Below are 25,378 nucleotides of genomic sequence, written 5' to 3'. Positions count from 1 at the left end.
GGGAGCCCGTTGCATCAGATCGCTCCCTCCTCCCTGAGCTTCGCGATCTCGCCCTCGTCGAAGCCGAGGATATCGCGGTAGACGTGAACGTTATCCTCGCCGACACTCGGTGGCGCCTTGCGTACGGTCGGAGGACTCTTCTCCATGTGGATCGGGTTCGCCGGCATCCGGATCGTGCCGTGAACAGGATGCTCCGCCTCGGCGATCATGCCGCGAGCAGCGATCTGCGGCGACTGGGACACCTCGCGCACACTCGCGACCTTCGCGTACGGCACGCCGGCCTCGTCCAACCGAGCCGCGATGTCGTCGCGTTCGAGACCAGCGGCCCACTCCTGGATGATGCCTTCGAGCATGTCCTGCTGGGCCATCCGGCCCTCAACCGTCGCGAACCGCTCGTCGGCGGCGAGATCGTCACGCGCCATGACGGCGCAGAGCTTCGGGAAGAGCGAGGCTGTTCCCGCCTGGATGTAGATCGGTCCGTCAGCGGCCTCGTACACGTTCACGGGCGCAGTCAGCAGGTCGCGCGAGCCCGAGCGCGGCATCTCGAGGCCGAGCATGAGTTCTGCGATGAGCCGCGTTCCGAGCGCGGAGAACATTGTGTCGAAGCTGGCGATGTCGACGAGCTGACCCTCGCCGGTGCGATCGCGGTGCATGAGTGCCGCCATAGCGCCGATCGCACCTTGATAGCCCGTCGTGTAGTCCGCGATGTAAGTGCCCGACAGCGTCGGCTTGCCATCGGGCTCACCCGTCATGCTCATAAGCCCCGAAGACGCCTGGGAGATCGCGTCGAACAGCGCTCGACGGGAATCCGGGCCGGTCTGGCCGAAGCCAGAGATCGAGACGAGGATGACGTCGGGGTTGAGCTCCTTCATCCGCTCGTAACCCAGGCCCATCTGCTCGATCGTCCCGGGACGGAAGTTCTCGATCACGACATCAGCCCAGCGCACGAGATCCTCGAGGATCTCCAAAGCACGCGGATGCCGGGTGTCCAGCGTCGCGGCCTGTTTGTTGCGGTGGTACAGGAACATGTAAATGCTCTCGCCCTGCCAGTAGGGGCCGTGGTGGCGCGAGTCCTCACCGGCGGGACGCTCGATCTTCACGACCTCCGCTCCGAAGTCGGCGAGGATCTGCGCGCACAGCGGACCCGCGATGAAGCGCGATAGGTCGAGGACCTTCACCCCTGTGAGGGGACCGGGAGCGGTCCCTTCCGTCGTCTGTTGCTGCGTCGTCACAGTGTCTCCTTGCTCTCCGCGCGTCTCAGGAACCGTGCGGCACGAACGCGGGATAGGTCCACGCGTTCGCCGCGCGATCGAGCACGACATCGACCACGACCGGTTTGCCCGATGCGAAGCCGTCGCGCACGGCGGTCACGAGGCCGTCGACCTCGGTCACCCGTACTCCATCCAAGCCCATGCCCCGGGCGACCTGCGCGAAGTCGACTTCGTGGAAGTCGACGCCGATCGTGCGTCCGTCGAAATGCAGCACCTGCTCCTGACGGATGTTTCCGTAGCTGGAGTCGTTTAGCACGACGATCACGACGGGTCCGCCCACGCGCGCGAGAGTTTCGAGTTCGCCGAGGCTCATCCCGAGAGATCCGTCGCCGATCAGCGCGAGCACGGGCCGGGACGCATCGTCGACGACGGAGGCGATCGCGGCCGGGAGGGCGAAGCCCATGTTGCCGAATCCGACGGGCTTGATGTAGCGGTACGGCACGTCCATCTCCCACAGGAACGACCACACGCCGGGGTTGCCCGCGTCGGGGATGAGAACGGCATCGCGGGGTGTGACGTCGCGCAGAGCGCGCACGACGACGGCAGGCGAGACGACGTCCGAGTTCTCGGGTGCGAGATCGTCCGAGAGCGCCCACCAGTCGCGTTCTGCCTGCTGCAGCTCCGAGATCCATTCGGCGCGACCCTCGCGAGTTGCCGCCGCCTCGTCGACGGTCGCCGCAATGAGGTCGGTCGCGAAAGCGGCGAGGTCGCCCACGACGCCCGTCGTGACCTCGGCATAGTATCGCCCGATCATGCTCGGGTCGATGTCGACCTGCACGATCTCGGGCAGCTGGCGGCGCCAGCGCGTCGTCGACACGGCGTTGAGGCTGTTGCCGAGAGCAAGGATGAGGTCGGCGTCCCCGATCACTCGCGTCGTGAGGTTCGTGCCCATGCGACTGAGCGCGCCGAACACCAGCGGATGCGTCGTCGGCACGGCTCCCATGCCGTTGAACGTCGTGATGACGGGAATGCTCAGCGCATCCGCCAGGGCGAGCACGGCCTCCGACGCCTGCCCCCGATTGCCGCCGTTGCCGACCCAGATGACCGGCTTCTCGGCGGCGAGCACGCGCGCCGCCACGGTCGCGATCTCATCGGCGGCGGCGACGGGGCGCGTGCCGACCCAGGAGCGCGCGGGATGCACGGCGGGAACGGCCGGCGAGTTCTCGACAGGCAGCTCGATCGTGTCCCGCGCGAAGTCGAGGTGCACGGGGCCGGGGTTGCCCGTCATGGCGTTGATGTACGCCTCCTCCATCGCCTGCTTGATGCTCGACGCGTGGGCGACGAGACGGCCGTACTTCACGAAGGGCCGGAAGATCTCGACGTGATCGGCGTTCTGCGCGTCATCCTTGTGGATGTTCTCGCCGTTGTTGTTGCAGGTGATGATGATCGCGGGGCTCGAGTCGCGGAATGCCCCGCCGACGCCGGTCAGCAGGTTGGTCGCGCCGGGACCGGTCGTCGAGATCGCCACCGCGGGGCGACCCGTGAGGCGTCCATAAGCGTCGGCCATGACGGCCGCCGCATTCTCGTGCCGCGTGTGGACGAACTCGATCGACGGCGTGTCGATGATGGCATCCGTGATGGCGAGCGTCTGCCCGCCCACGACGCCGAACACCTTCGTCACCCCCAGCGATTCGAGCATCTGCACGACCAGCTGTCCGCCGGTGATCTTCTCGGTCATGGTCTTCTCTCTCATCTCCGGTATCGGTCGGGAAGCGGCGCACTCGCCCACCCCGCGGCGCTCAGGGCTCCATCGGCCCTGCGCACCCACACCTGCAGTTCGACGCGGCCGTCGGCGACCGCGGTGACGACGCCGCTGGCTTCGATGGGCTCATGCACGTCGACGGTCTTCAGGAACTTGATGCGCAGCCATCCGCCCTCGAAGAAGACGGCGCCGAACGCGCGGGTCATCATCTCGGCGAGCGCGCCGAACTGCTGCTGGCCCTGCACGATCGGCACGCGCAGGCCACCCGCGCGAGCCAGGTCGAGGTCATTGTGGATGTTGCGGACGTACTCGCCGACACGAGAGAACACCGCGGCCTGCTCGGTCGTGTAGGTCTTCTCAAGTGGGGCGAGAACCTGACCGGCAGCGGGCGCATCCGGATCGAAGGCAGGCGCGTCCGCGGGCACCGTGCCCGTCACGCGCTCCTCGGGCTGAGCGGGGGTCGCGCTACCGCGTCCCGCGACATCGCCCGGCCGGGTGCGCAAGATCTCGACACCGCGGTGGCGCAGGATGCTTCGCCCATCGGCGCCAGTCGCGGTGGCCTCCATGACGACGTAGCCCTGTCCGCGACGCTCGTAGGCTTCGGTGTACGTGCCCTCGAGCGTCACCTCCTCGTCGAGGAATGCCGGCGAGTCGAACCACAGCTGCTCCTCGGTGTGCAGTCCGACGACCTTGCTCGCGGCATACACCGTCGTGAACAGTTGCACGAGGTCGTTGCCGAGTAGCGCGGCGTGGCCGATACGGCATCCGTCGAACGGGCTCGCATCGAGGTACCACGGGTGGTAGTCATCCTGCGTGAAGGCAAAGCGCTTGATCTTGTGGTCGTCGACACGGACCGTCACGGGGCCGAGCCTCTCGGGGATCTCGAGGTTCTCGAACTCGGGCTCTTTGAGGCCGGCTTCGAGGTCGTCCACTTCGAAGGCGCGTGCGGGGTCGGTCAGATCCCGGTGGATGCTGGTCACGGCTTCTCCTCTCCCACTTTGGTCATGTCGGCCTTGTTGGTCTCGGGAGCAAGATATGCGCACAAGCCTCCGATGATCAGCGCGATGACCGTGATCAGTGCGATGGGCCACGGATCTCCGCCCGTCGCGGCGAAGATCGCCGTCGCCGCGAACGGCCACAGCCCGATGAGGACCGACGGGATCTGCGCTGCGAGCGAGACTCCCGTGTAGCGGACCTTCGTGCCGAACAGCTCGGAGAAGAACGACGGCTCGACCCCGTACACCGCCCCGACGCCGATCGCATAGGCGATCGCGTACGCGATGTACATCAGGACGATGTTGTCGGCGGCGAGGATCCAGAAGAACGGGAAGGACACGAGCGCTCCGACGACGGAGCCGAGAATGAACACCGGACGACGTCCGATCCTGTCGCTGAGCTTGCCGAAGAAGTAGTACGTGTAGATCGCGATCGCCGCCGCGATCGTCGAGGCCCACAGCACGTTGGTTCCATCGATGTTCGTATAGTTCGTGGCGAAGGTCAGGCCGATCGTGAGGATGATGTAGCCGAAGACCGCCTCGCCGAACCGCATCCCCATCGCGAGCAGGAGCGGCTTCTTGAAACGGCGGAACAGCTCTGCCAGGGGCATGCGCTCCTTCGGCTTCTCCGCTTCGGCCTTCGCCTCCAGCTCTTCCTGCGCCGCCTGGAACGTCGGGGTCTCGGTGAGCTTGAAGCGGATGAAGAGTCCGACACCGATCAGCACGATGCTCAAGAGGAACGGAACGCGCCAGCCCCAGCTCAAGAGTTGTTCGTCGGGCAGCATCGAGACGAGGGCGAAGATCGTGGTCGACATCACCAGACCGATCGCGTTGCCGATCTGCGGGAAGCTACCGTAGGCGCCGCGCTTACCCTCGGGGGCGTACTCGACCGCGACGAGTGCCGCACCGCCCCACTCACCGCCGACGCCGAACCCCTGCACGAGGCGCAGGAACACCAGCAGAATCGGGGCGAGGATGCCGATCTGGTCGGTCGTCGGCAGAAGACCGATCAGGAAGGTGGCGATGCCCATCATCATCAGCGTCGTGATGAGGGCTGCCTTGCGTCCGAACTTGTCGCCGAAGTGACCGAAGACGACTCCGCCGAGCGGACGGGCGAAGAATCCGACACCGAACACGGCGAAGGCCGCGAGTGTGCCGTAGATGGGGTCGCCGTCGCTCGGGAAAAACAGTCGGCCGAAGACGAGTGCCGACGCAGTGCCGAAGATGAAGTAGTCGTACCATTCGACGGCGGTGCCGACGAGGCTCGCGACGGCGGCCCGGCGCGCGAGCTTCGTGCGCTGCGCCTGATCGTGCGGCGCCGCGGCCGCGTTCTGCTGTGTCATGCTGACTCCTTCGTCATACGGGATCGTTCGGCGGTCATACCTGCTGCGCGGGTCACAGCAGAGTGGTGGGACGAGCGGGGTCGTCGGAAATCTGGGCGGACCCCCAGCCGACAGCGGTGCGGGTGCCGTCCGACTTGTCGACCCACACCTCGACCTCGAGCCGGCCGGAGTCCTCGCCGACGACAGCACCGCTCGTCGTGAGGACGTCGCCGACGTATGCGGGCGAGATGAAGCGCAGGTCGAGCTCACCCGAGGTGAACCACGCTGCGCCGAACACATCGACAAGATTCGCCACGATGTGCCCGGTCTGCTGCTGTGCTTGGACGATCGTGCGGTCGAGGCCGGACAGAGCTGCCTTCTCGACGCTCGTGTGGACGTTGCTGAAGCCGCGGCCCGCCCAGGAGAAGACCGACATCTGATCCTGAGTGAACGACGTTGTGCGGCCCGGCAGTGCAGCGCGCGCGGGAAGTCCGTGCGCGGCAACGGTGATCGCAGGGACCGAATCGTCGACGGTGCCCAGCACCGTGCGATGACGCTCCCCGCTCGCCGAGCGGCTTTTGCCGACGACGTCGCCTGCGACCGTGCGCATGATCTCGCGACCCACGTGTTCGACCAGCACGCGACCGTCCTCACCGCGGGCCGTCGCTTCGAGGGTGACGTAGCCCTGTCCCCGGCGCTCGTACTTGTCGGTGTAGCCTCCCTCGACTGTGATCGTCTCACCGACGCGGACGGGCGAGCGGAATCGCAGAAGCTCGTGCGTATGCAGCCCCTGAGCGGTGTTGCCGTCGTACTTGTCGTAGAAGAGGAAGAGCAGCTCGTTCGCGAGCACGAGAGGATGTCCGACCGGGCCACCGAACGGGGAGTCTACGAAGTACCAATCGCCGAAGTCGTCCTGCGCATAGGCGTAGTCGAGTACAAACCGGCGGTCGATGAGCTGCGATACCGGCCCCATCGGCTCGGGGACTTCGACAAGCTCGTATCGGGCTTCCTTCAGCGACATCATCGTCAGCCTCTCCTTGTGAACAGAATGAGCTATTTGTCTATACGACTAGACAACTGAGAGTAACCCTAGGTTATTCCGACTGTCAAACCTCAGTCCCTAGCCGGGCGTCACCGCCACAGCTGCCGCCGCTGGGTAGGGGTCGACTACGTTGGAAGCTCCACCGCTCAACCTGGACCATCGGTGACCCTTCCCGAATACGAACCAAATGCCTCGCGCCCCACGGGCGCCGCGGTATCGGGCCGTCGTACCTTCGTGCGCGTGCGCGACCTCGCGATCCGGCACGAGGGTGCGGACATCGCGCTTCCCGCATCCGCGTCGTTCGACATCGACCGCGGTGAGGTCGTGCTGCTGCTGGGCCCGAGCGGATCGGGCAAGTCGACGCTGACGCTCGCCCTCAACGGCCTGATTCCGCACGCTGTGCCCGCCGAACTCACCGGTGACGTCGAGGTCGCCGGGCTGCGTACGACCGATGCGACGGTCGCCGAGCTCAGCACGCACGTGGGCATGGTCTTCCAGGATCCCGACGCACAGCTGGTCACGGGAACGCTGCTCGACGAAGTCGCCTTCGGACCCGAGAACCTGCGGATGCCGGTGGGCGAAGTCCTCGCGCGCGCCGAAGACGCGCTGCGCCGGGTCGGCCTGTGGGAGCGGCGCACCGAGAACCCCGACAAGCTCTCGGGCGGCGGCCGGCAGCGCCTCGCGACCGCGTGCGCACTGGCGATGGGCTCGCCCCTGCTCGTACTCGATGAACCCACCGCCAACCTCGATCCGCGCGGGATCGAGGAGGTCTATGCGGCGCTGGCCGAACTCGTCGCGGCCGGAGATCGCGCCATCCTGCTCGTCGAGCACAACCTCGACGCCGCCATCGGGTTCGTCGACCGCGTCGTCGTGCTCGACCAGGGCGGACGCGTCGTCGCCGACGGATCGGTCGACGCCGTGCTGCGCGACCGCGCCGACGAGTTGCACGACATGGGCGTCTGGCTGCCGGTGTCGGCGCTCGCGGCCCTGCAGCTGCGCCGCGCGGGATACGCGCTCGACCCGCTGCCGCTCACGCCCGACGAGCTGGCGGCCGCACTCGGGGCGGGCGACCCTTCGGCGAGCTCAGGGACCGGGCGAGGTGAGCGGGACGACCCTTCGGCGAGCTCAGGGACCGGGCGAGGTGAGCGGGACGACCCTTCGGCGAGCTCAGGGACCGGGCGACGTGAGCGGGACGACCCTTCGGCGAGCTCAGGGACCGGGGCGCGGCGGGGTGACCCTCCGGCGGGCTCAGAGGCCGAGGGTGGACTGATCCAGGTGCGGGGGCTCGCCGTGCGGCGGGGGCGCACCGAGGTGCTGCACGGCGTCGACCTCGACGTCGCGGCGGGAGAGTTCGTCGCCATCGTCGGCGCGAACGGCGCGGGCAAGACGACGCTGCTGCAGGCGATCGCCGGCGTCGTGCCGCCCCCGCGCGGCACCGTGCGGATCGGCGACCTCGACGTCGCCCGCGCCGACGTCCGCACCCTGTCGTCGCACGTCGGCTTCGTCTTCCAGAACCCCGAGCACCAGTTCATCGCCCACTCGGTGTACGACGAGATCGCGCACGGACTGCGCCTGCGACGCCTGCCCGACACCGACGTGCGCGAACGCACCCTCGCCCTGCTCGAGCGGTTCGGTCTCGCCGACCGGGCGGAGACGCACCCCTTCCTGCTGTCGGGCGGTCAGAAGCGCCGCCTCTCCGTCGGCACCGCTCTCGTGGCCGGCGCCCCCGTGCTGGCGCTGGACGAGCCCACTTTCGGACAGGACCGTGCCCGCGCCGACGAACTGCTGCACCTTCTGCGCGAACTCAACACCGAGGGAACGACCATCCTCGTCGTGACACACGACATGCAGCTGGTCACCGAATACGCCGACCGCACGGTCGTCATCGGCGACGGGAGGGTCCTCCGAGCGGGACCCACGGCCGACGTCTTCGCCGACGACGAACTGCTCGAGCGCGCGGGGCTGCGCCCGCCGCCCTTGCGCCGCGCACTGCGCGGGCTCACGCGGCATCCCGAACTCTCGCGCATCACACGGCTGGCCGACCTTCCCGACGGGGGTTCGTCATGAGCGCGACGGGGCCCGTCCTCACGGTCGCACCCGGCGGCCGCTTCGACCCGTACGCCGAGCGCGTCGCCGCGTCGCCCCTGCGATTCCTCTACGGCCTCAACCCGCTGGCGAAGCTCTTCGCCCCGCTGCCGGTCATCGTCGTGCTCGTCTTCGTGCGCGACCTCGCGACGCCCGCGGTGTTCCTCGGGCTGGCGTACGCCCTCCTCCTGGTCGGCGTGCGCTTCACGCCCCGTCTCGTCGGCATGCTCGTGCTCGCGATCCCGCTCGCGACCCTCGCGCTCGCGCTCGGGTTCGCGGTGTGGGCGGACGCCGCGCTGGTCTCCGACACCCCGATCGCCTGGCGGATCGGCGACTGGACCATGTACCAGGGCGCCCTGCTCATCGGTCTCGCGACGGGACTCCGGCTCGCCGCGATCATCGCGCTCACCCTGCTCGCGGGCCTGTCGACGGCGGGGCCCGACTTCGTGCGGGCGAGCGTGCAACAGCTGCGCGTGCCGTACCGCATCGGCTACACGGCGCTCGCGGCCTTCCGCTTCGTGCCGCGCTTCGGGCACGAGCTCGACGTGATCCGGCAGGCGCACCGTGTGCGCGGGGCGCACGGCGGACGCGGCCCGTTCGCGGCGCTCGCACGGTGGTTCGGCTACATCGTGCCGCTCATGGCCGGCGGCATCCGGCACGCCGAACGCGTCGCCCTCGCGATGGATGCGCGCGCCTTCGGCGCCCACCGCGACCGCACCGAGCGGCACCTCGTGCCGTGGCGAACGCGCGACACCGTCTTCGTCGTGCTGTTCTGGGCGGTCTCGGCGGCGCTCTTCGTCGGCGCCGCCGTCCTCAGGTAGCGGTTCGTGTCAGCGCTTGCCGACGATCTGCCGGCTGACGAGGTCGCGCATGATCTCGTTCGTGCCGCCGTAGATGCGGTGCACGCGGGCGTCGAGGTAGGCGCGGGCGATCGGGTACTCGGTGATGTAGCCATAGCCGCCGTGCAGCTGCACGCCGACGTCGAGCAGCTCCGCCTCGCGGTCGGTGGTCCAGAACTTGACCTTCGCGGCCTCTTCGGCCGTGAGCTTCTCGTCCTTGTAGAGCAGCATCGCCCGGTCGACGTAGGCCCACATCACGTCGACCGTCGTGGCCATGTCGGCGAGCGTGAAGCGGGTGTTCTGGAAGTCGGCGATGCGCTCGCCGAACGCCTCGCGGCTGAGCGTGTAGTCGCGCGTCCACACGAATGCCGCCTCACCGGCCGCTGCGGCGGCCACGCCGATCGAGAGGCGCTCGAGCGGCAGGTTCATCATGAGCTGGATGAAGCCGAGGCCTTCCTTGCCCCCGATGAGGTTCTCTTCGGGAACGAACACATCCACGAACGACATCTCGGCGGTGTCCCACCCGTGGAAGCCCATCTTCTCGAGCTTGCGGCTGTGGTCGAAGCCCTCCATGCCGTCCTCGAGGATCAGCAGGCTGAACGCGTCGGGGCGGTTGCCCTCGCCCGTCTTGACGAAGGTCACGACCATGTCGGCCGTCTTGCCCGACGAGATGAACGTCTTCGCACCGTTGACGAGGTAGCCGCCGTCGACCTTCTTCGCGGTGGTCTTGATGCCGCGCAGGTCCGAACCGGCACCGGGCTCGGTCATCGCCAGCGCACCGAGGATCTCACCGGTGGCCATTCCGGGGAGCCACTTCTCCTTCTGCGCCTGAGTGCCCATGTGCACGATGTACGGCACGGCCAGGTCGTCCTGGATGCCGAACGCGCCCGCGAGCGAACCCTGACCCGCGCCGATCGTCTCCTCGAGCACGATCGAGCGGAAGCGGTAGTCCTGAAGCATCCCCGCTCCGCCGAACTCCTCGGGAACGGACAGGCCGATGATGCCCGCCTCGCCGGCCGCCAGCATGGTCGCGCGGTCGATCTCGCCGTCGGCTTCCCACTGCTTGCGCTTCTCTTCGGTCGCGTACCGCTTGACGAACTCCTTCACGACGTCGCGGAAGGCTTCGTGGTCCTCGTCGTAGATGTCGCGTTCCATGAGCTGCGTCCTTTCGTGAGCCAAAAAAGGCGGGCCTGGTAGGCCTCGTCGCCGCAGGCGAGTCTAGCCGCGGCATCCGTCGTCAAGCCATCGTTGTGACATCGCATCCCACGTTTCGCGGTACTCGGTACCTCGTTTTGTCGGATGCCTCCACCCGGCGTCAGTGCTGGTGGTCGTAGTGCGGCGCGGGCGGGAGTCCGAAGAACTCCTCGAGCGTGCGCCAGCCGCCCTCGTGGTATTCGCGGGCCAGCTCCACGCCGATGTAACGCAGATGCCACGGCTCGGACAGGTACCCGGTGACGTCGGTGCCGCCCTCTTCGTAGCGCACGACCCAGCCGTACTGCCACGCGTTCGCGGCGATCCACTCCCCCTGGGTCGTCGAGGCGAGATCGTCGATCGTGCCGCACGTCTCGGCGCACGGCACGACGTCGGCCGCCAGGCCCGACTGGTGCTCGCTGTATCCCGGACGCGCGCTCACGAGATCGGCCTGGTCGCCACCGCGCACGCGCGCGTGGTGCTCATAGGTCGCGATCTGCGTCGCGTACGAGCGGTAGGCGCTGGCGACGCCGATCTCTCCCGCCCCGCCCGCGATCGACGCGGCGGCCATGTGCGTCATCGCCTCGGCGGCTTCGGCACGCAGTTCGCCGCCGCCGAGGTCTCGCATGCCGGCGGGCACGGCGAGGCTTTCGGGGGCGTAGTCGATCGGCACGAACGGTCGCGCCTTGTCGACGACGAGCCACGTGCGCGCGGGGTCGTCGAGACGGATGCAGGGAGCCAGACCCGACGCGACAGCGTCACGGAACACCGTCGCGCCGCCCGCCGCGGTGATCGCCGCGGTCTCGTCTCCGGCCGCGATAGCGGCGAGCACGGCGGGTTCGCCGCACGGGTCGGGGACATCGCGCACGATGACGGAGGTCTCATCCGGAGCGAACGCCTCGGCCGTGAGCGGCAGCGCCCCGAGGCCGGGCAGGGCCTGGATGCGCACTTCCCCGAGCGTGTCCGCGACGGCCTCGTCGGCGACGATCGCCACCGGCGCCGGAGCGAGCGCGACGGTGACCGCCGACGCCGAGCCCACGACGATGAGGCTGGCGACCGTGAGAGCCGCGCTGACCGAGGCCTGCACGGCGTGGCTCATCCGCGCGTGACGGATCGGCGCACGGCGGCGGCGGCCGGGGAGCAGGGGCGCCGGGCGCGCCGCGACAGGGGGCAGCGGAGGCAGCGAGGCCTTGAAGATCGGCGGGGTCTGCGACGACGCGGATGCTGCATCGCGAGCTTCGCGCAGCGCTCGACGCGTGAGCGGGATCTCGTCGGAGAGCCGCCCGGGCGCGGCGGCGCCATCGCCTGCCGCGTGCGCGGCGCGATGCATCAGGGGGGACTGTTCGGAATCGGGCACCGCCTCCTATTCTCCCCCGCCGAGGGGCCTCGGGGCCAGTCGTTGCGCGAGTCGGCGCGGCACTTCGAATCTTCGCGCGTGTTCGCTTGACATAGTTTCGTAGTTCTGTTCCCATAGGTGCATGCGATGGCAAGGGCAGGAACTGGGCGTACCGGATGCCGCGGCCCTGCCGGGTCTCGAGCAGCTCAACGGGCTCGTCCGATCCGTGACGACACCCGAGTTCGCCGACATGACCTTCCACGAGGTCTTGTGCAAAAGCGCCCTCAACCACGTTCCGGGCTCTTCGGCGATGCCGTTCGACTGGACGATCAACCCTTACCGGGGCTGCAGTCACGCATGCAGCTACTGCTTCGCGCGGGGCACCCACGAGTATCTCGACCTCGACGCGGGGCGCGACTTCGACTCGCAGATCGTCGTCAAGGTCAACGTCGCCGACGTGCTGCGGCGAGAGCTCGCGCGCGGCTCGTGGAACCGAGAGCACGTCGCTCTCGGCACCAACACCGACCCGTATCAGCGCGCGGAGGGCAGGTACCGACTCATGCCCGGGATCATCTCGGCGCTGACGGACTCGGGCACGCCGTTCTCGGTGCTCACGAAGGGAACGATGCTGCGCCGTGATCTGCCGCTGCTGGCCGAGGCTGCAGCATCCGTCGACGTGTCGATCTCGATGTCGATCGCCGTCTTCGACGACACCCTGCAGCGCAGCGTCGAGCCCGGCACACCGTCGGCGACGGCGCGGCTCGAGACCGTGCGCGCCGCGACCGCCGCGGGGTTCCGCGTCACCGTCTTCCTCATGCCGATCCTGCCCCACCTGACTGACTCGGTGGCGGCGATCGACGATGCTCTGCAACGCATCAAGGATGCCGGTGCCGTACGTGTCGTCTTCGGCGCGCTGCACCTGCGGCCCGGCGCCAAGCAGTGGTATTTCCGCTGGCTCGAGCGCGAGCATCCGCATCTCGTGTCGGCGTATCGCGGGTTGTATCCAGGGGCATCGACGACCGCGCCGAAGGCCTATCGCGCGTGGCTCGCCAAGCGCGTGCGTCCGCTCATGCGCGTGCACGGCCTTGACGGACACGACGAAGAAGCCACGCCACGCAGGTCCGCGCCGTCGGCGGCGGCCACACGGTCACGAGTCGTCACGACGACCCGTGGCCGCGCGGCCGAAGCCGCCCCGGCGATGCTCTTCTGAGTCTGTACGAACCGTCCGGCACGCGCGACAATGGTCGCGGAGGACCCGATGGCGCGAATACTGCTCTCGGCCGCCCCCTTCACGGGGCACGTCGCTCCGATGTGCTCTGTCGCGCACGCGCTCTCTGCACGGGGCCACGACGTGCGGGTCTACACCGGTCCCGCCTTCGCCGACCAGGTGGCGGCAACCGGTGCGCGTCTGCTGCCGTGGCGGAAAGCGCCTGACTTCGACGAGAACGATCTGCAGAGCACATTCCCCCGCCTGATCGGAAAGAAGGGCCTCAGCCAGGTCTTCATCAACATCACCGATGTGTTCATCGGCACGGCGCCCGAGCAGGTCGACGACCTCCAGGCGGAGTGGGACCGCGAGCCGTGGGACGCGATGGCGGGCGACGACGTATCGGTCGGCGCTGTGTTGTTCGCCGAACGGAGCGGTGTGCCGTGGGCGACCGTATCGGTGCTGCCGCTCAACATGGCGGCTCCGTCCGGACCGCCGAGCGGACTCGGCCTTGCACCGGGCCGCACGGCCATCGTGCGCACGCGAGACTCGGTACTGCGCGCCGCGGTGCCCCTGCTGTCGCTGCCCCTGCGCCGCCCGCTCGCGCGCGCTCGCGAACGCGTCGGGCTGGCTCCGTCGCGACGCACTTTCGATCGTGTCGTGTTCTCACCACGACTCGTGGTCGCCAGCGGCGCCCCGCTGCTCGACTTCGCACGCACGGATCGACCCGCGCACGTCCACTTCGTCGGGCGCCTCACGGCGCTTTCGCAGGGCGAAGTACCCGCCTGGTGGGGTGACCTGGACGCACGACGCGTCGTGCACGTGTCGCAAGGCACCCAGAACATCGACCCCGCCGACCTCATTCGCCCGGCTGTCGAGGCCCTCGCCGACCGCGACGTGCTCGTCGTCGTCTCGACCGGGATCCGGAATCGTGTCGAGCTGCCCTTCCCCGTGCCGCCGAACGTGCGCGTCGCCGGAGTCCTTCCGTATTCGGCGCTGCTTCCGCGCCTGGAGGCCATGATCACGAACGGCGGGTGGGGCGGCACCCTCGCCGCACTCTCGCACGGCGTCCCGCTCGTGATCGCGGGCGGCGATCTCGACAAGCCCGAGATCGCCGCGCGCGTGGCGTGGTCGGGATCCGGCGTGAACCTGCGGACCGGAACCCCGTCGGCGGCGAAGATCGCCGACGGCTACGACCGTGTCATGGACGACCCGGCGTTCCAGGATGCCGCCGGCCGAGTCGCGCAGCAGCTCAACAGCCTCGGCGGCGCCCCGCGCGCTGCGGAGCTGCTCGAGACGCTCTTCGCGTCCTGATCGCCGTCACGCTGCGACCGTTCGACGGCGACGTCGCGGCCTACTCGGGAACCGCCTGCCGGCCGGAGATCTCCTCGAGGAGATCGTCGCCCAGGCGCACCTCGTCGAAGGGCGCCTCGATCTCGGCCCGATCGAGCAGTTCGGTCATACGACGGCGGCGCTGACGGGTGATGAGCGTCACGACGTTGCCGGCACGACCCGCGCGGCCGGTACGGCCCGAGCGGTGCAGGTACGTCTTGTACTCGTCCGGCGGATCGGCCTGCACCACGAGATCGATGTCATCGACGTGGATGCCGCGTGCGGCGACGTCGGTCGCGACGAGCACGTTGACGCGGCCCGACGTGAGCCGGTGGAGATTGCGCGTGCGCTTGGCCTGATTGAGGTCGCCGTGCAGCGCGACGGCGTTGATGCCCGCATCATCGAACTGCTCGGCCAGCATCTCGGCGTACGCACGCGTGCGCGCGAACACGAGCGTCTTGCCCTCGCGGTCGACGAGCGACGTGAGGATCTCGGCCTTGTCGCGGTGGTCGATGAGGAGCACGCGGTGGTCGATCGTCGAGGACTCCTGGTCTTCTCCGGCGACCTCGTGAACGGCGGGCTCGACGAGGAACTCGTCGACGAGCGCCGCGACTTCGCGGTCGAGGGTCGCCGAGTACAGCAGCTTCTGGCTGCCCTCGGCGGTGTGGCGCAGGATCCGCTGCACGGGCTCGAGGAACCCGAGCTCGCACATGTGATCGGCCTCGTCGAGCACGGCGATCGAGATGTCGGACAGATCGAGCTTGCCCTGCTGGACGAGGTCCTCGATGCGACCGGGGGTGCCGATCACGATGTCGACGCCCTTGCGGAGCGCACCGACCTGACGCGCCTGCGGCACGCCGCCGTAGATCTGCGTCGTGAACAGGCCCACGCTGCGGGCGATCGGCTGGATCGTGCGGTCGAGCTGCAGTGCGAGCTCGCGCGTCGGGGCGAGGATGAGTGCCCTCGGCGCACGGGCGAACTCACGACGCTTGCCGGCCTGGCTGCGCAGCACGCTCTCGACCAGCGGCGCCCCGAAGGCGATCGTCTTGCCCGAGCCCGTGCGTCCGCGCGCGAGCACGTCGCGACCCTCGAGAACGGCGGGGATCGTGGCGGCCTGGATCGGGAAGGGGCGCGCGGCGCCCAGTTCGGCGAGGACGCGGACGATGTTCTCGCCGAGTCCGAGGTCGCCGAACGTCAGATCGGCGACGTCGCCGGCCTGCAGTGCCTCGGCCTGCAGACGCTCGTGCACGACATCGACCCGCTGCTCGTCGCGCGCGGGCTTGGCCGTCCAGTCCGAGCGACCGGGGCGGTTGTCCGTGCCACGGCGAGGGCGGTCGTCGCGACGGTCGGCGCGAGGCGCGGGGCGACCCGCGTCACGGCCGCCGAAGCTGCGGTCGGACGAACGCGTCCGGTCCTGCGATCGGTACGGTGCTCGGTCGTTCGACTCACGGCGCGGGCCGCGGTCATCCCGGTCGAACCGAGGACGCTCGCCCGACTCACGGCGCGGGCCGCGGTCATCCCGGTCGAACCGAGGACGCTCGCCCGACTCCCGGCGCGGGCCGCGGTCATCCCGGTCGAACCGAGGACGCTCCTCGCGGCGGTACGACGGGCGCGCGTCGCCGTGCGTGCGGCGTTCGGTGCGGTCGACCCGGTCGGCGTACGGCGGGCGACCGCGGTCGCGGTCACCGGCGGGGCGCTCGGTACGTGCCGCGGGGCGGCCGGTGCCGCGAGCATCCCGGTCGTTGCGGTCGAACGAGCGCGATCCGCCCTGCGGCGAGTACGTGGGCCGGTCCGAGCGGGCTCGCTCGTCGCGCCGCGGCCGGTCCTCGTCGAAGCGGGGACGATCGCTGCGCGCGTGCGTGCGGATGCCGCGAGCCTCGTCGCGGCCGGCCTTCTCCTGCGCCGACCAGCGGCGCTTCGGTTCGGCCGCGTCGGTCTCGGCGGGACGATATCCGCGGTGGTGGGGGCTCTTGCTGCCGGGCTTGTTCGCGCTGGCACGGCCGGGAGCGGCGGCATCCGGTCGGCGCTTGCGATCCTGGTACGACCCCTTCTTCTTCTCGCCGTAGCGCGGCTCGAAGTTCTTGGCGGGGCGACCGCCGGCGGGCTTCTTGTTTTTAGGCATGATGATGTCCTTGTGGGTTTTCTCGCACGAAACAGCGCCCGCGCAGCGCGCGGGCGAACCCGGACATCCGTCGGCCGGGGGCCATTCTCAGTGATGGTCATGCGCGTCGATCGACGCTCACCATCGGCCCCTTTGGACTCACAAACCCATCCGCGCGTGCGATGAACACGGCGCGGCGTCCTGAAGCCGACTTGTCAACATTACCGGTCATCGGCTGAAAGATCACTGTTCACCGAACGCCTCTTACACCCATTACCCTATGAAAGGTCGGTGACTTGCCGTCAGCTGGGGAGAACTTAAGCCACCGGCATGCTCCGCGCACGAGCCGGGCCTGGGGGAGGTCGGGTGTACACGTGCGAGGCGTTGCCGCTACCCACGGTAACTTCATGACCTATCTGCTCTCGGAGACACCCCGACCTGTCGCCCTGGCCGCCATCGGGATGTCGGGGGCCCCTTCGAAGCGACCCGCTCTGCGCGTCTCGGGGTCGCACCGCCTCGGCACACTCGCGACCGGCGCACTCGTGCTGGGGGTCGCCGTGGCGATCCTCACGACGAGCGACCCGTACTGGTGGCACCTGCACTACTCACAGCTCGGCACGTTCCAGGACTTCTCAGCGCGCGCCTTCAACGCGACCGTGATCGTGTCGGGCCTGCTCCTCACGGTGTACGGCATCGTGATCGGCGTCGACCTGCCCGAGCGGATCTCGCAGCGCCGGGCGATGTGGATCCGCTGCTCGATCTCGTCAGCCGGCGCGCACATGATGATGGTCGGGCTGATCCCGATCCCGGTCAGTTCGATCCTGCACGACATCGCCGCGACGGGTCTCGCCCTGTCGTTCCTCTCGTTCGTCGCGTCGGGCCTGCGCTGCCGCGCGCTGTCGAACGCATTCCGCCGCTTCGCCGTGGTCGGGGTGATCCTGCTCGCAACGGGCATGGTCGTGCTGGCCGCGGGTCTCATCACGCTCGCGTTCTACGAATCGCTCGCCTTCTCGACGATGGGCGTCTGGCTGCTGGGCCTTCCGCGTGCGATCTGCGCGCAGGACGACGAGACCGCGGATGCCGCATCCCCCGCGCTCGTCGCCCGCTCTTCGCCGCGCGAGAACATCCTGACGACCTACCCCGCGCCGATCCGCGCCGTTCGTCCGTCGAAGCCGTCGACGCGCGAGCGCATCAGTCCTCGCGCGCCGGCCGTTCCTCAGCTGCGTCGCCGGTCGTCGTGGCGTCGTCCGTCGGGTCACCCGCGGAACCTGGCTCGTGCTCGGGCTCGGGCACGTCTGCGGCTGCGGGCTGCTGTTCGTGCCCGCTCTCGGGCTCGAGCTCACGCGCGGGAGACGTAGCGTCGGACTCGCGAGACGACGACGCGTCGGCAGGCTCAGCGACCGCGATGGCTGAGACTCCCCCCGCGGCGGCGGCCTCCTGCAGGCGACGCTCGCGACGCGTCGCGGGTGCGTCGGCGGTCGATGCGCCGACGACGACAGGCTCGCCGCGTCGCGCACGGCGGCGCTCCTTCGCGCCCTCGACGAGGTTGTAGAGGGTCGGCAGCACGAGCAGCGTCAGCACGGTGGACGAGATCAGGCCGCCGATCACGACGATCGCGAGCGGCTGCGAGATGAACCCGCCCTGACCGGTGATCCCCAGGGCCAGCGGCGTCAGCGCGAAGATCGTCGCGAGCGCGGTCATCAGGATCGGACGCAGGCGTCGCGAGCTTCCGGCGACGGTGGCGTCGCGCGCGGTCAGCCCCTTCTCGCGGTACTGGTTGACGAGGTCCACGAGCACGATCGCGTTGGTCACGACGATGCCGATCAGCATCAGAACGCCGATCAGGGATGCCACACCCAGCGGCACGCCCGTCACGATCTGCAGCAGGATCGCGCCCGTCGCCGCGAACGGCACCGAGACGAGCAGCAGGATCGGCTGTCGCAGCGACTTGAAGGTGGCCACCATGACGATGTAGACGATGAGGATCGCCGCGAGCAGAGCCAGACCCAGCTGCGAGAAGGCATCCGCCTGCTGCGAGACCACGCCTCCCAGCGACGCGTCGGCCGATGCCGGCAGGTCGGCGTCGGCCAGCGCGGTCGTGACGGTGGCCGACGCCGCCGTCAGATCATCGGTCGACGGCGTGACGGTCACCGTCGAGGTGCGCTGGCCGCGCTGCGTCGTAATCGAGGTCGGGCCCTCGCTCTCCTGGACGGTCGCGACCTCGGACAGGGGAACCGGCCCGACCGCGGTCGGCACCTCGAGGGCGCGCAGCTCGTCGAGAGTCGCGGGGGTCTGCGAGGCGGCGAGGAAGACCGTCAGGGACGTGTCGTCGATCTCGACCGAGCCGACCTGCTGCGGACGCATCGTGTTGGACACCAGAGCGCCCACGGCGACCTCGGACAGGCCGAGCGATGCCGCGGCGTCTCGATCGACCGAGACGGCGATGTAGGGCAGCGAGGCGGAGAGGTTGCTCGTCACCTGACCGAGGCCCTCACCTCCGGCGAGCGCAGCGACGACGGCATCCGTGGCCTCTTGCAGCGTCGAGCTGTCCGGTGCCGTGACGTCGATGGCGATGTCGCTCGACCCGAAGCCCCCGCCACTCGCGGCGATCGTGATCTCACCCGCATCCTCGAGATCGGCGATGGCATCCTGGACGTCTTCGCGCAGGAGCACCTGGTCCACGCCGGGGTTCGTCGTGATCGAGTAGGTCACGCCGGTGCCGCCGCCGGCGAAGGCGTCACGCAGCGCGGAGCCGCTCGACCCGATCGACACCTGCACCGTCTCGATGCCCTCGATGTCCGCGAGCACGGCCTCCACCTGCTCGGCTGCCGCAGACTCCGCCTCGAGCGATGCCGCCGGTCCGATGCTCTGCGTCATCGTGAAGGTGTTCTGGCCGGAGTCCCCGAGGAAGTTCGTCTTCATGAACGGCGCTGCGGCGGCCGTGCCGCCGAGCACGAGGACAGCCAGCAGAAGCGTCGTCCACGAGTGCTTCAGCGTCCAGTTCAGGACCGGCAGGTACGACTTCTGCAGTCGGCTCGGCGGGGCGGCGGGGTCTTCGGGGTCGATCGCCCGGCCCGCGGCATCCAGGATCTGCGTGCCCGGACGCAGGAACCAGTAGGCGAGCACCGGCACGATCGTGAGCGCGACGAAGAGCGAGGCGAGCATGGCGATCGTGGTGGTGAGCGCGAACGGCCGGAACAGTTCGCCGGTGACGTCATCGACGAACGCGATCGGCAGGAAGACGGCCACCGACGTGACCGTCGAGGCGGTGATCGCCGCGGCGACCTCACGCACACCGATCAGGATCGAGCGCTTCTTGTCGGCGTCACCGACGTAGTGCCGCTTGATGTTCTCGATCACCACGATCGAGTCGTCCACGACGCGTCCGATCGCGATCGTGAGCGCACCGAGCGTGAGGATGTTGAGCGAGTAGCCGAGCGCCTGGATGCCGACGAACGTGATGAGCACGCTCGTGGGGATGGAGATCGCCGTCACGAGCGTCGAACGCACCGACATCAGGAAGACGAGGATCACCAGCACGGCGAACACGAGGCCGAGCAGGCCCTCCTTCGCGAGCGCGTCGATCGACTCCTGGATGTAGGGCGCCTGGTCGAAGACGACCGTGAACTCGGCCCCTTCCAGGTCGTTCTCGAGTGCGGGGAGCACCGCGAGCACACCCGTGCTCACGTCGACCGTGTTGGCTGCGGGCAGCTTGGTCACCGCGATCGTGAGCGCCGGCTCGCCGTCGACGCGCGACACCGACGTGACGGGGTCCTGGTCCTGCACGACCGAAGCGACATCGCCGATCGTGCGCTGACCGGCGGCGAACTGGTCGGCCGAAGAGGGCACGAGCGGCAGCGCGGCGATCTGCTCGACCGAGTCGATCTTGGTGCCGGTCTGCACCGTGAGCGTCTGCCCGGCCTCGGTGACGTCGCCGCCGGGGAACAGCACGCCGTTCTGGTCGAGGGCGTCGGTGATCGCCTGCTGCGTGTAGCCGGCGGCGGCGAGCGCAGCTTGGTCGGGAGTGATCGTGACGCGCTGGCCGATCCCGCCGACGATCTCGGCGGCATTGACGCCGTCGACGTCCTCGAGCTCGGGGATGACGATGGACTCCAGGCGCGCCTGGATCGTCTCTGCGTCGTCGTAGCCCGTCACGGCGAGCTGGATGACGGGGAAGTCGTCGATGCTCGCGGAGATGACGTTGGGCTCGACGCCGTCGGGCAGCTGACCCTGTACGCGGTTGATCGCCTGAGCGATCTTCTGTTCGGCCGTGGCGAGGTTCGTGCCGTACGAGAACGACGCCTGGATGATCGACGCGTTCGTCGTGCTCGTCGCCGTCGTCGTCTCGAGGCCGGGAACCCCCTGGATCGCCGCTTCGATGGGGGTGGAGACGTCGTTGTTGACGACCTCGGGCGACGCGCCGGGGTAGGCCGAGACGACGATGAGCGCCGGGAACTCGATCGACGGGATGAGCTCCTGCTTGAGGCTCGTCAGCGCGAGCCCGCCGAAGATCGCGGCGACGATCGTGATGAGCGCGATGAGCGCGCGGTTCTTCAAGCTCAGGACGGCGAGGTTCGACACGGGGGCCCTTGCGTGATCGTGAAGGATGCCGCGGCGCGATACTCGCGCTGCGAGAGCCGGCGCTGCGGATACGAGAACGTATCCGGCTCAGTATCCCACGGCGTTTCTGAGCCTCCGCCGACAGCGCGGATCGCTGTCACCGCGCCCGGCGCCGGGCGGCGCGGACGACGAGATCGCGGATCGCCGACTCGGGCGTGATGCCGAGGTCGAGCAGCTCTCCGCGCCCGTACGCCGAGAAGACCCGGGGATCGATGTAGCTCCCCCGGGCGACAGCGGGTGTGTTTCCCAGCGCGGCGGCCGTCGCGTCGACGGCGAGCTTCTCGGCCTGCTTGCGCTCTCGGGCCGTCGCCGCCGGCCCGATCCGCGCGAGCGCCTCGGCGGCGAGGATCGTGCCGCGGAGCGTCCGGAAGTCCTTCGCCGTGAAGCGCCCGCCCGTGAGGGCGCGCACATGGTCGTTGACGTCACCCGGGCGGAGCGCGACGCGCCTCCTGCCGTGCCGGTAGGCGAGCAGGGCCGCACCCGGCCGCCCTTCGACGAGCAGGGGCATCACGACGGCGAGGTCGTCATCGGCGATCTCGAGGAGCGCCCGCTTGCCGCTCTTGCCGGGGAACGAGAGCGTCACGACGGATTCCTCGACGACGGCGTGGCGTCGCTGCAGGGTCGTCAGCCCCCGGCTGCCGTGACGGTCGAGGTACCGGGTCGAGCCGACGCGCGGTGCCGCCGTGTCGAGCAGTCGGAACGCGACGGCCAGGACGCGCTCGCGGTCCAGCTCGTCGGCGCGCAGCGCCACCGTGACGCGCCGCCTCGCGCTCGGCAGCGCGGCCGCGAGCGCGAGCGCACGGGCGAACTTCCCGCGGTCGCGTCGAACCCGCCACGCGGAGTGATAGACGTACTGGCGCCGGCCCGCGGCATCCGTCCCCACCGCCTGGATGTGGCCGAACGGCTCCGCGGAGATCCAGACGTCCTGCCAGGCCGGCGGGATGACGAGCTGCGAGATGCGCTCGCGGTCGGCGCCGGTCGCCGCCCGCCCGTCCGCCTGCACGTAGCTGAAGCCGGAACCGGAGCGCACGCGACGCAGTCCGGGGTCCTCGTCGGGACGCACCCGGATGAGTCGATCCGCCACCGCCGTCAGTGGTTGCGGAGCATCGAGATGAGCTCCGCCTTGCGCTTGCCCGAATACCCGGTGATGCCCAGCTCCTTCGCGCGCTTGCGAAGCTCGTCGACCGTCCAGTCCTCGTAGTCGCCGGCCTTGCCCCCGCGCCGGGCGACTTCCTTCGCGCCGTCGCGGGCCGCGGCGTTGGAGATGCGGGCGGCCTTCTCCTTCGAGGCTCCTTCGTCGCGCAGCTCTTCGTAGAGCTCGGGCTTCTTCAGACTGTTCGATCCGCGTCCTCGGGGCATGGCTCCTCCTTCGTCGTGCCTCGAACGGTACGCGGACGCCGTGGGCGGGCGCAGGGGCTTGACACCCGTGCGCCGCGACCCCACTAGCACCATAAGAATCCGGGGTGCAACCCCTGTCGACGTTCGCGACGGGAGTGCCATGGTAGAGACGTGCTCAAGCACGCGGTGCGATCAGATCGTGCCGTTCAGAGAAGGAGGACTCTCCATGAACATCGCGCTGATCATCATCATCGTGGTCGCGATCGTGCTCGCCATCGTGGGCGGACTCGGTGAAGCCCTGAGCTGGCTGCTGTGGGTCGCCCTGATCGTCGGAGTCATCGCGCTCATCGCCCTGTTGTTCCGGCTCATCAGCGGCAGCCGCCGCACATAAGTTCGCGTCGCGCTGTCGGGGCAGCGACGCTGAGAGAACGGATGCCGCAGACCGGTCTGGTCTGCGGCATCCGTCGTCTCTCGGCTCAGAGATTCGCGTCCGCGTACACGCGCAGCGCATCGCGCACGAATTCGGCGCCGGCCGACCCGCCGGCATCCGTCGCGTAGTTCGCGCCGAATCGCGGGTCGGCGACGTACATCTCGCCGAGGCCGAGCACGTAGCCCCGGATCGTGTCGCGAGCCGTCGGTGCGCCGGGCACGGACCTCAGCCACTGGACGTGGCGCTCCGCGAGCGCCTGCGCCTCGTCGCTGTCGGGCGCTGCACCGCTGTGCGCGGCCGCTATCCAGTCGCGGTTGAGGTCGGAGACGCGTCGCATCCACGCGGCCTTCGCCGCGTCGTCCTGCGCTCGCCACCAGGCATCGCCCGCCGCGTAAGCATCCGCGCCCCAGCGCTGTTCGACTTCGTCCTTGTACTTCGTGTGGTCGAAGCCGTCGAACATCTTCTCTGCCATGAGTTGTTCACCCCCTCTCAATGCCGTCACGGTCGATACGACCGACGCGATCTGTCGCGCCAGCCGCTCCTGCTCCTGCCGAAGCCAGGCGAGATGGCTCTTGAGAGCCGCCTCCTCGGAGCCCTCGCGCTGCAGGATCTGGGCGATCTGGGACAGCCCGAGCCCGAGGTCGCGCAGCAGCAGAATGCGCTGCAGTCGCACGAGGGCGCTCTCGTCGTAGTGGCGATAGCCGTTCGATGCGATGCGCGAGGGCGCGAGCAGCCCCCGCTGGTCGTAGTGACGCAGCGTGCGGCTCGTCGTGCCGGCGAGCTTGGCGATCTGCTGGATCGACCACTCCATGGGCTCTCCTGTCTTCGTGTGACCCACGCTAAAGGTTGACGTAACGTCAAGGTCAAGTGGATGTTCCCTGAATTTCCTCGGCATGACGCGATATATCGTGTTACTGTCGCGGCACGCGATATATCGCGAGATGAAACCTGGAGGAAGCATGGACTACGAGAAGTGGGTCGTCCACCCCGGCGAGACGCGCGTCATCGACATCGAGACGGTGCGCGCACTCAAGATCGGACTCGTCGGCGGCCAGATCGACGTCGTCGCGCACGACGAGCCCGGTGTCCGCATCGAGGTGCACAGCGTCACGGTCAAGGATCTGCGGATCGACGTGACCGACGGCACCGTCGAGATCGACCATCCGCAGCTGCGCTGGGACAACTTCCTCGAAGTGTTCCGCAACTTCGGCGACGGCGGCCCGAAGGCCGAGATCAGCGTCGCCGTGCCCCGCTCGATCGCGCTGACCCTCGGGGTCGTGTCGGCGAGCGCCCTCGTCACCGGACTCGACAGCGATGCGCGACTGAACACCGTCTCCGGCGACATCATCGTCGACGGGTTGACCGGCGACGTGACGGTCAACGCCGTCTCGGGCGATGTGCAGCTGCGCGGCCTCGACGGGTCGTTGTCGGCGAACAGCGTCTCGGGCGACGTCGCCGTGACGGGCGCGCTGCGCAAGGTGACGATCGACACCGTCTCGGGGGCCGTCTTCGTCGACCCCGATGGCGCGATCCACACCGTCAACCTGAACACCATCTCGGGCAACGCGACCATCCGGCTCGACGACGGCCTCGCCGCGAACTACGTCGTGCGCAGCGTCAGCGGACGCGTGCAGATCGACGGCACGGTGCGCTCCGGCCAGAAGACGGGTCCCGCGACGAACTTCACCGGTTCGACCGGCGAGCTCAGCGGCACGTTCGTCGACATCCGCGCCAACTCCGTCTCGGGCGACCTGACGGTGCTGCGGCGGGTGGGCGTGCAGACGGATGCCGCCGGCGCCGACGAGGAGGAGTGGTGATGAGCCCCGTCTTCTCGCACGGCGACCTGCGCCTGTACCTGCTCAACCTGCTCGATGAGGGCCCGCGCCACGGCTACGACATCATGCAGGCGCTGTCCGACCGCACGGGCGGCACCTACACCCCGAGTGCGGGCACGGTGTATCCGCGCCTGGCGAAGCTCGAGGAGGAGGGGCTCGTCACGAAGTCCGTCGACGGCCGCAAGACCGTCTACGAGATCACCCCGGCCGGCCGCGCCGAGGTCGCCGCTCGCGCCGACGACCTGCAGGGCATCGAAGAGGGCCTCGCCGACAGCGTGCGCCTCATCGCCGACGAAGTGCGCGGCAGTGTGCGCGAAGCGATGAAGAGCCTGCGTGCCGACCTCGCGGCGGCGAGCAAGCAGGAGCGCCAGAAGGCGGAGTCTGCACCCCCCGCGCCGTCGGATGACGTGCGCAGTCGCAGCCGCGAGCAGTTGCACCGCGCCGACGCGCTCGTGAGCGCATTCCGCGGACGCGTGCGCAGCGACGTGCGCTCGCACGTCGCGCGGGGCGGTGAGCTCGCGGCATCCGTCGTCGATGAGCTCGAACGCGCCATCGACGACGCCGCTCGCACCCTCACCCGCGCCCTCGACCGCTGACCCCGTACCCAATACCGGTGAGACTGCATCGGGGCGGAGGGGAGCGTCGGGGTGCCCACAAGGGCTATCCCCGCGTGTGTTGTTTGATGCTAGAAGGAAACAGGGTTGCCTTCGCGAGGGGGGGGGGGAGCAAAGG

The 25,378-nt window shown here is 69.0% G+C and carries 19 protein-coding genes; 7 read left to right on the top strand and 12 right to left on the bottom strand.

The features are described 5' to 3' along the window. Positions 1–14: 14 nt before the first annotated feature. The 5 genes from ACWICD_RS06885 to ACWICD_RS06865 are packed head-to-tail and all read right to left on the bottom strand — an operon-like array spanning position 15 to position 6,314. Positions 15–1,232, bottom strand: a complete 1,218-nt coding sequence (locus ACWICD_RS06885; RefSeq protein WP_376129986.1) for a CaiB/BaiF CoA transferase family protein — start codon at positions 1,230–1,232, stop codon at positions 15–17. Positions 1,233–1,257: 25 nt separating this feature from the next. Then, positions 1,258–2,949 carry a thiamine pyrophosphate-binding protein gene (locus tag ACWICD_RS06880; protein WP_454139741.1) on the bottom strand — a complete coding sequence of 564 codons (1,692 nt, stop codon included), beginning with the start codon at positions 2,947–2,949 and terminating at the stop codon, positions 1,258–1,260. Positions 2,950–2,960: 11 nt separating this feature from the next. Next, complete coding sequence (locus ACWICD_RS06875) at positions 2,961–3,953, bottom strand: hypothetical protein (protein ID WP_454139740.1); 993 nt, start codon at positions 3,951–3,953, stop codon at positions 2,961–2,963. Then, the gene (locus ACWICD_RS06870; protein ID WP_376129995.1) at positions 3,950–5,311 is read right to left on the bottom strand and encodes an MFS transporter; all 1,362 of its coding nucleotides are present in this window, start codon (positions 5,309–5,311) and stop codon (positions 3,950–3,952) included. Before ACWICD_RS06870 ends, ACWICD_RS06875 begins: the two co-directional genes overlap by 4 nt. 52 nt (positions 5,312–5,363) lie before the next feature. Next, on the bottom strand, positions 5,364–6,314 hold the full coding sequence (locus ACWICD_RS06865) for a MaoC/PaaZ C-terminal domain-containing protein (RefSeq protein ID WP_376129998.1): 951 nt from the start codon (positions 6,312–6,314) through the stop codon (positions 5,364–5,366). Between the two features lie 252 nt (positions 6,315–6,566). Between ACWICD_RS06865 and ACWICD_RS06860 the strand changes: the two genes are divergently transcribed. Further along, on the top strand, positions 6,567–8,399 hold the full coding sequence (locus tag ACWICD_RS06860; protein ID WP_454139757.1) for an ABC transporter ATP-binding protein: 1,833 nt from the start codon (positions 6,567–6,569) through the stop codon (positions 8,397–8,399). Then, positions 8,396–9,238 (top strand): energy-coupling factor transporter transmembrane component T, encoded by an 843-nt coding sequence (locus tag ACWICD_RS06855; protein WP_376130001.1) that lies wholly within the window; start codon positions 8,396–8,398, stop codon positions 9,236–9,238. The genes ACWICD_RS06860 and ACWICD_RS06855 overlap by 4 nt, the downstream gene beginning before the upstream one ends. A 9-nt stretch (positions 9,239–9,247) precedes the next feature. On the opposite strand, the gene ACWICD_RS06850 is transcribed toward ACWICD_RS06855, so the two are convergent. Further along, the gene (locus tag ACWICD_RS06850; RefSeq protein WP_454139739.1) at positions 9,248–10,411 is read right to left on the bottom strand and encodes an acyl-CoA dehydrogenase family protein; all 1,164 of its coding nucleotides are present in this window, start codon (positions 10,409–10,411) and stop codon (positions 9,248–9,250) included. 160 nt (positions 10,412–10,571) lie between these two features. Further along, a complete protein-coding gene (locus ACWICD_RS06845; protein ID WP_454139738.1) occupies positions 10,572–11,804 on the bottom strand; it encodes a D-alanyl-D-alanine carboxypeptidase family protein in 1,233 nt (410 codons plus the stop codon). Between the two features lie 121 nt (positions 11,805–11,925). Between ACWICD_RS06845 and ACWICD_RS06840 the strand changes: the two genes are divergently transcribed. Continuing rightward, positions 11,926–12,993: an Rv2578c family radical SAM protein gene (locus ACWICD_RS06840; protein WP_454139737.1), complete on the top strand. Its 1,068-nt coding sequence runs from the start codon at positions 11,926–11,928 to the stop codon at positions 12,991–12,993. Between the two features lie 48 nt (positions 12,994–13,041). Further along, complete coding sequence (locus ACWICD_RS06835; RefSeq protein WP_454139736.1) at positions 13,042–14,304, top strand: glycosyltransferase; 1,263 nt, start codon at positions 13,042–13,044, stop codon at positions 14,302–14,304. Positions 14,305–14,344: 40 nt separating this feature from the next. Here ACWICD_RS06835 and ACWICD_RS06830 read toward each other — a convergent pair whose 3' ends face one another. The 4 genes from ACWICD_RS06830 to ACWICD_RS06815 all read right to left on the bottom strand — a co-directional run bounded on the left by ACWICD_RS06830 (position 14,345) and on the right by ACWICD_RS06815 (position 22,402). Continuing rightward, on the bottom strand, positions 14,345–16,444 hold the full coding sequence (locus ACWICD_RS06830) for a DEAD/DEAH box helicase (RefSeq protein ID WP_454139735.1): 2,100 nt from the start codon (positions 16,442–16,444) through the stop codon (positions 14,345–14,347). Between the two features lie 1,170 nt (positions 16,445–17,614). Then, the gene (locus ACWICD_RS06825) at positions 17,615–21,004 is read right to left on the bottom strand and encodes an efflux RND transporter permease subunit (protein ID WP_376130019.1); all 3,390 of its coding nucleotides are present in this window, start codon (positions 21,002–21,004) and stop codon (positions 17,615–17,617) included. A gap of 136 nt (positions 21,005–21,140) precedes the next feature. Further along, a complete protein-coding gene (locus ACWICD_RS06820; protein WP_376130022.1) occupies positions 21,141–22,127 on the bottom strand; it encodes a DNA topoisomerase IB in 987 nt (328 codons plus the stop codon). A 5-nt stretch (positions 22,128–22,132) separates the two neighbouring features. Beyond that, positions 22,133–22,402, bottom strand: coding sequence for a DUF7218 family protein (locus ACWICD_RS06815; protein WP_454139734.1), 270 nt, complete (start codon positions 22,400–22,402; stop codon positions 22,133–22,135). Between the two features lie 205 nt (positions 22,403–22,607). Here ACWICD_RS06815 and ACWICD_RS06810 point away from each other — a divergent pair, with 205 nt between their 5' ends. Further along, entirely contained in the window at positions 22,608–22,772 is a 165-nt protein-coding gene (locus tag ACWICD_RS06810) for a hypothetical protein (protein WP_179520274.1), read from the top strand. Positions 22,773–22,857: 85 nt separating this feature from the next. Here ACWICD_RS06810 and ACWICD_RS06805 read toward each other — a convergent pair whose 3' ends face one another. Then, entirely contained in the window at positions 22,858–23,622 is a 765-nt protein-coding gene (locus tag ACWICD_RS06805) for a MerR family transcriptional regulator (protein ID WP_376130028.1), read from the bottom strand. A 148-nt stretch (positions 23,623–23,770) separates the two neighbouring features. On the opposite strand from ACWICD_RS06805, the gene ACWICD_RS06800 reads away from it, so the two are divergent. Further along, on the top strand, positions 23,771–24,628 hold the full coding sequence (locus ACWICD_RS06800; protein ID WP_376130031.1) for a DUF4097 family beta strand repeat-containing protein: 858 nt from the start codon (positions 23,771–23,773) through the stop codon (positions 24,626–24,628). Further along, positions 24,628–25,242, top strand: coding sequence for a PadR family transcriptional regulator (locus tag ACWICD_RS06795; protein ID WP_376130034.1), 615 nt, complete (start codon positions 24,628–24,630; stop codon positions 25,240–25,242). The genes ACWICD_RS06800 and ACWICD_RS06795 overlap by 1 nt, the downstream gene beginning before the upstream one ends. Positions 25,243–25,378: the final 136 nt, after the last annotated feature.

The sequence above is a fragment of the Microbacterium sp. NPDC055357 genome (genome assembly GCF_053644835.1).
This window is presented reverse-complemented; position numbering and strand designations above follow the sequence as displayed.

What these genes read in the sequence shown, in the direction of transcription:
- ACWICD_RS06880 (WP_454139741.1), bottom strand. Translation starts at nt 2,949, where the DNA reads ATGACCGAGAAGATCACCGGCGGACAGCTGGTCGTGCAGATGCTCGAA.
- ACWICD_RS06870 (WP_376129995.1), bottom strand. Translation starts at nt 5,311, where the DNA reads ATGACACAGCAGAACGCGGCCGCGGCGCCGCACGATCAGGCGCAGCGC.
- ACWICD_RS06810 (WP_179520274.1), top strand. Translation starts at nt 22,608, where the DNA reads ATGAACATCGCGCTGATCATCATCATCGTGGTCGCGATCGTGCTCGCC.
- ACWICD_RS06830 (WP_454139735.1), bottom strand. Translation starts at nt 16,444, where the DNA reads ATGCCTAAAAACAAGAAGCCCGCCGGCGGTCGCCCCGCCAAGAACTTC.
- ACWICD_RS06850 (WP_454139739.1), bottom strand. Translation starts at nt 10,411, where the DNA reads ATGGAACGCGACATCTACGACGAGGACCACGAAGCCTTCCGCGACGTC.
- ACWICD_RS06835 (WP_454139736.1), top strand. Translation starts at nt 13,042, where the DNA reads ATGGCGCGAATACTGCTCTCGGCCGCCCCCTTCACGGGGCACGTCGCT.
- ACWICD_RS06865 (WP_376129998.1), bottom strand. Translation starts at nt 6,314, where the DNA reads ATGATGTCGCTGAAGGAAGCCCGATACGAGCTTGTCGAAGTCCCCGAG.
- ACWICD_RS06840 (WP_454139737.1), top strand. Translation starts at nt 11,926, where the DNA reads ATGCGATGGCAAGGGCAGGAACTGGGCGTACCGGATGCCGCGGCCCTG.
- ACWICD_RS06800 (WP_376130031.1), top strand. Translation starts at nt 23,771, where the DNA reads ATGGACTACGAGAAGTGGGTCGTCCACCCCGGCGAGACGCGCGTCATC.
- ACWICD_RS06855 (WP_376130001.1), top strand. Translation starts at nt 8,396, where the DNA reads ATGAGCGCGACGGGGCCCGTCCTCACGGTCGCACCCGGCGGCCGCTTC.
- ACWICD_RS06815 (WP_454139734.1), bottom strand. Translation starts at nt 22,402, where the DNA reads ATGCCCCGAGGACGCGGATCGAACAGTCTGAAGAAGCCCGAGCTCTAC.
- ACWICD_RS06805 (WP_376130028.1), bottom strand. Translation starts at nt 23,622, where the DNA reads ATGGAGTGGTCGATCCAGCAGATCGCCAAGCTCGCCGGCACGACGAGC.
- ACWICD_RS06795 (WP_376130034.1), top strand. Translation starts at nt 24,628, where the DNA reads ATGAGCCCCGTCTTCTCGCACGGCGACCTGCGCCTGTACCTGCTCAAC.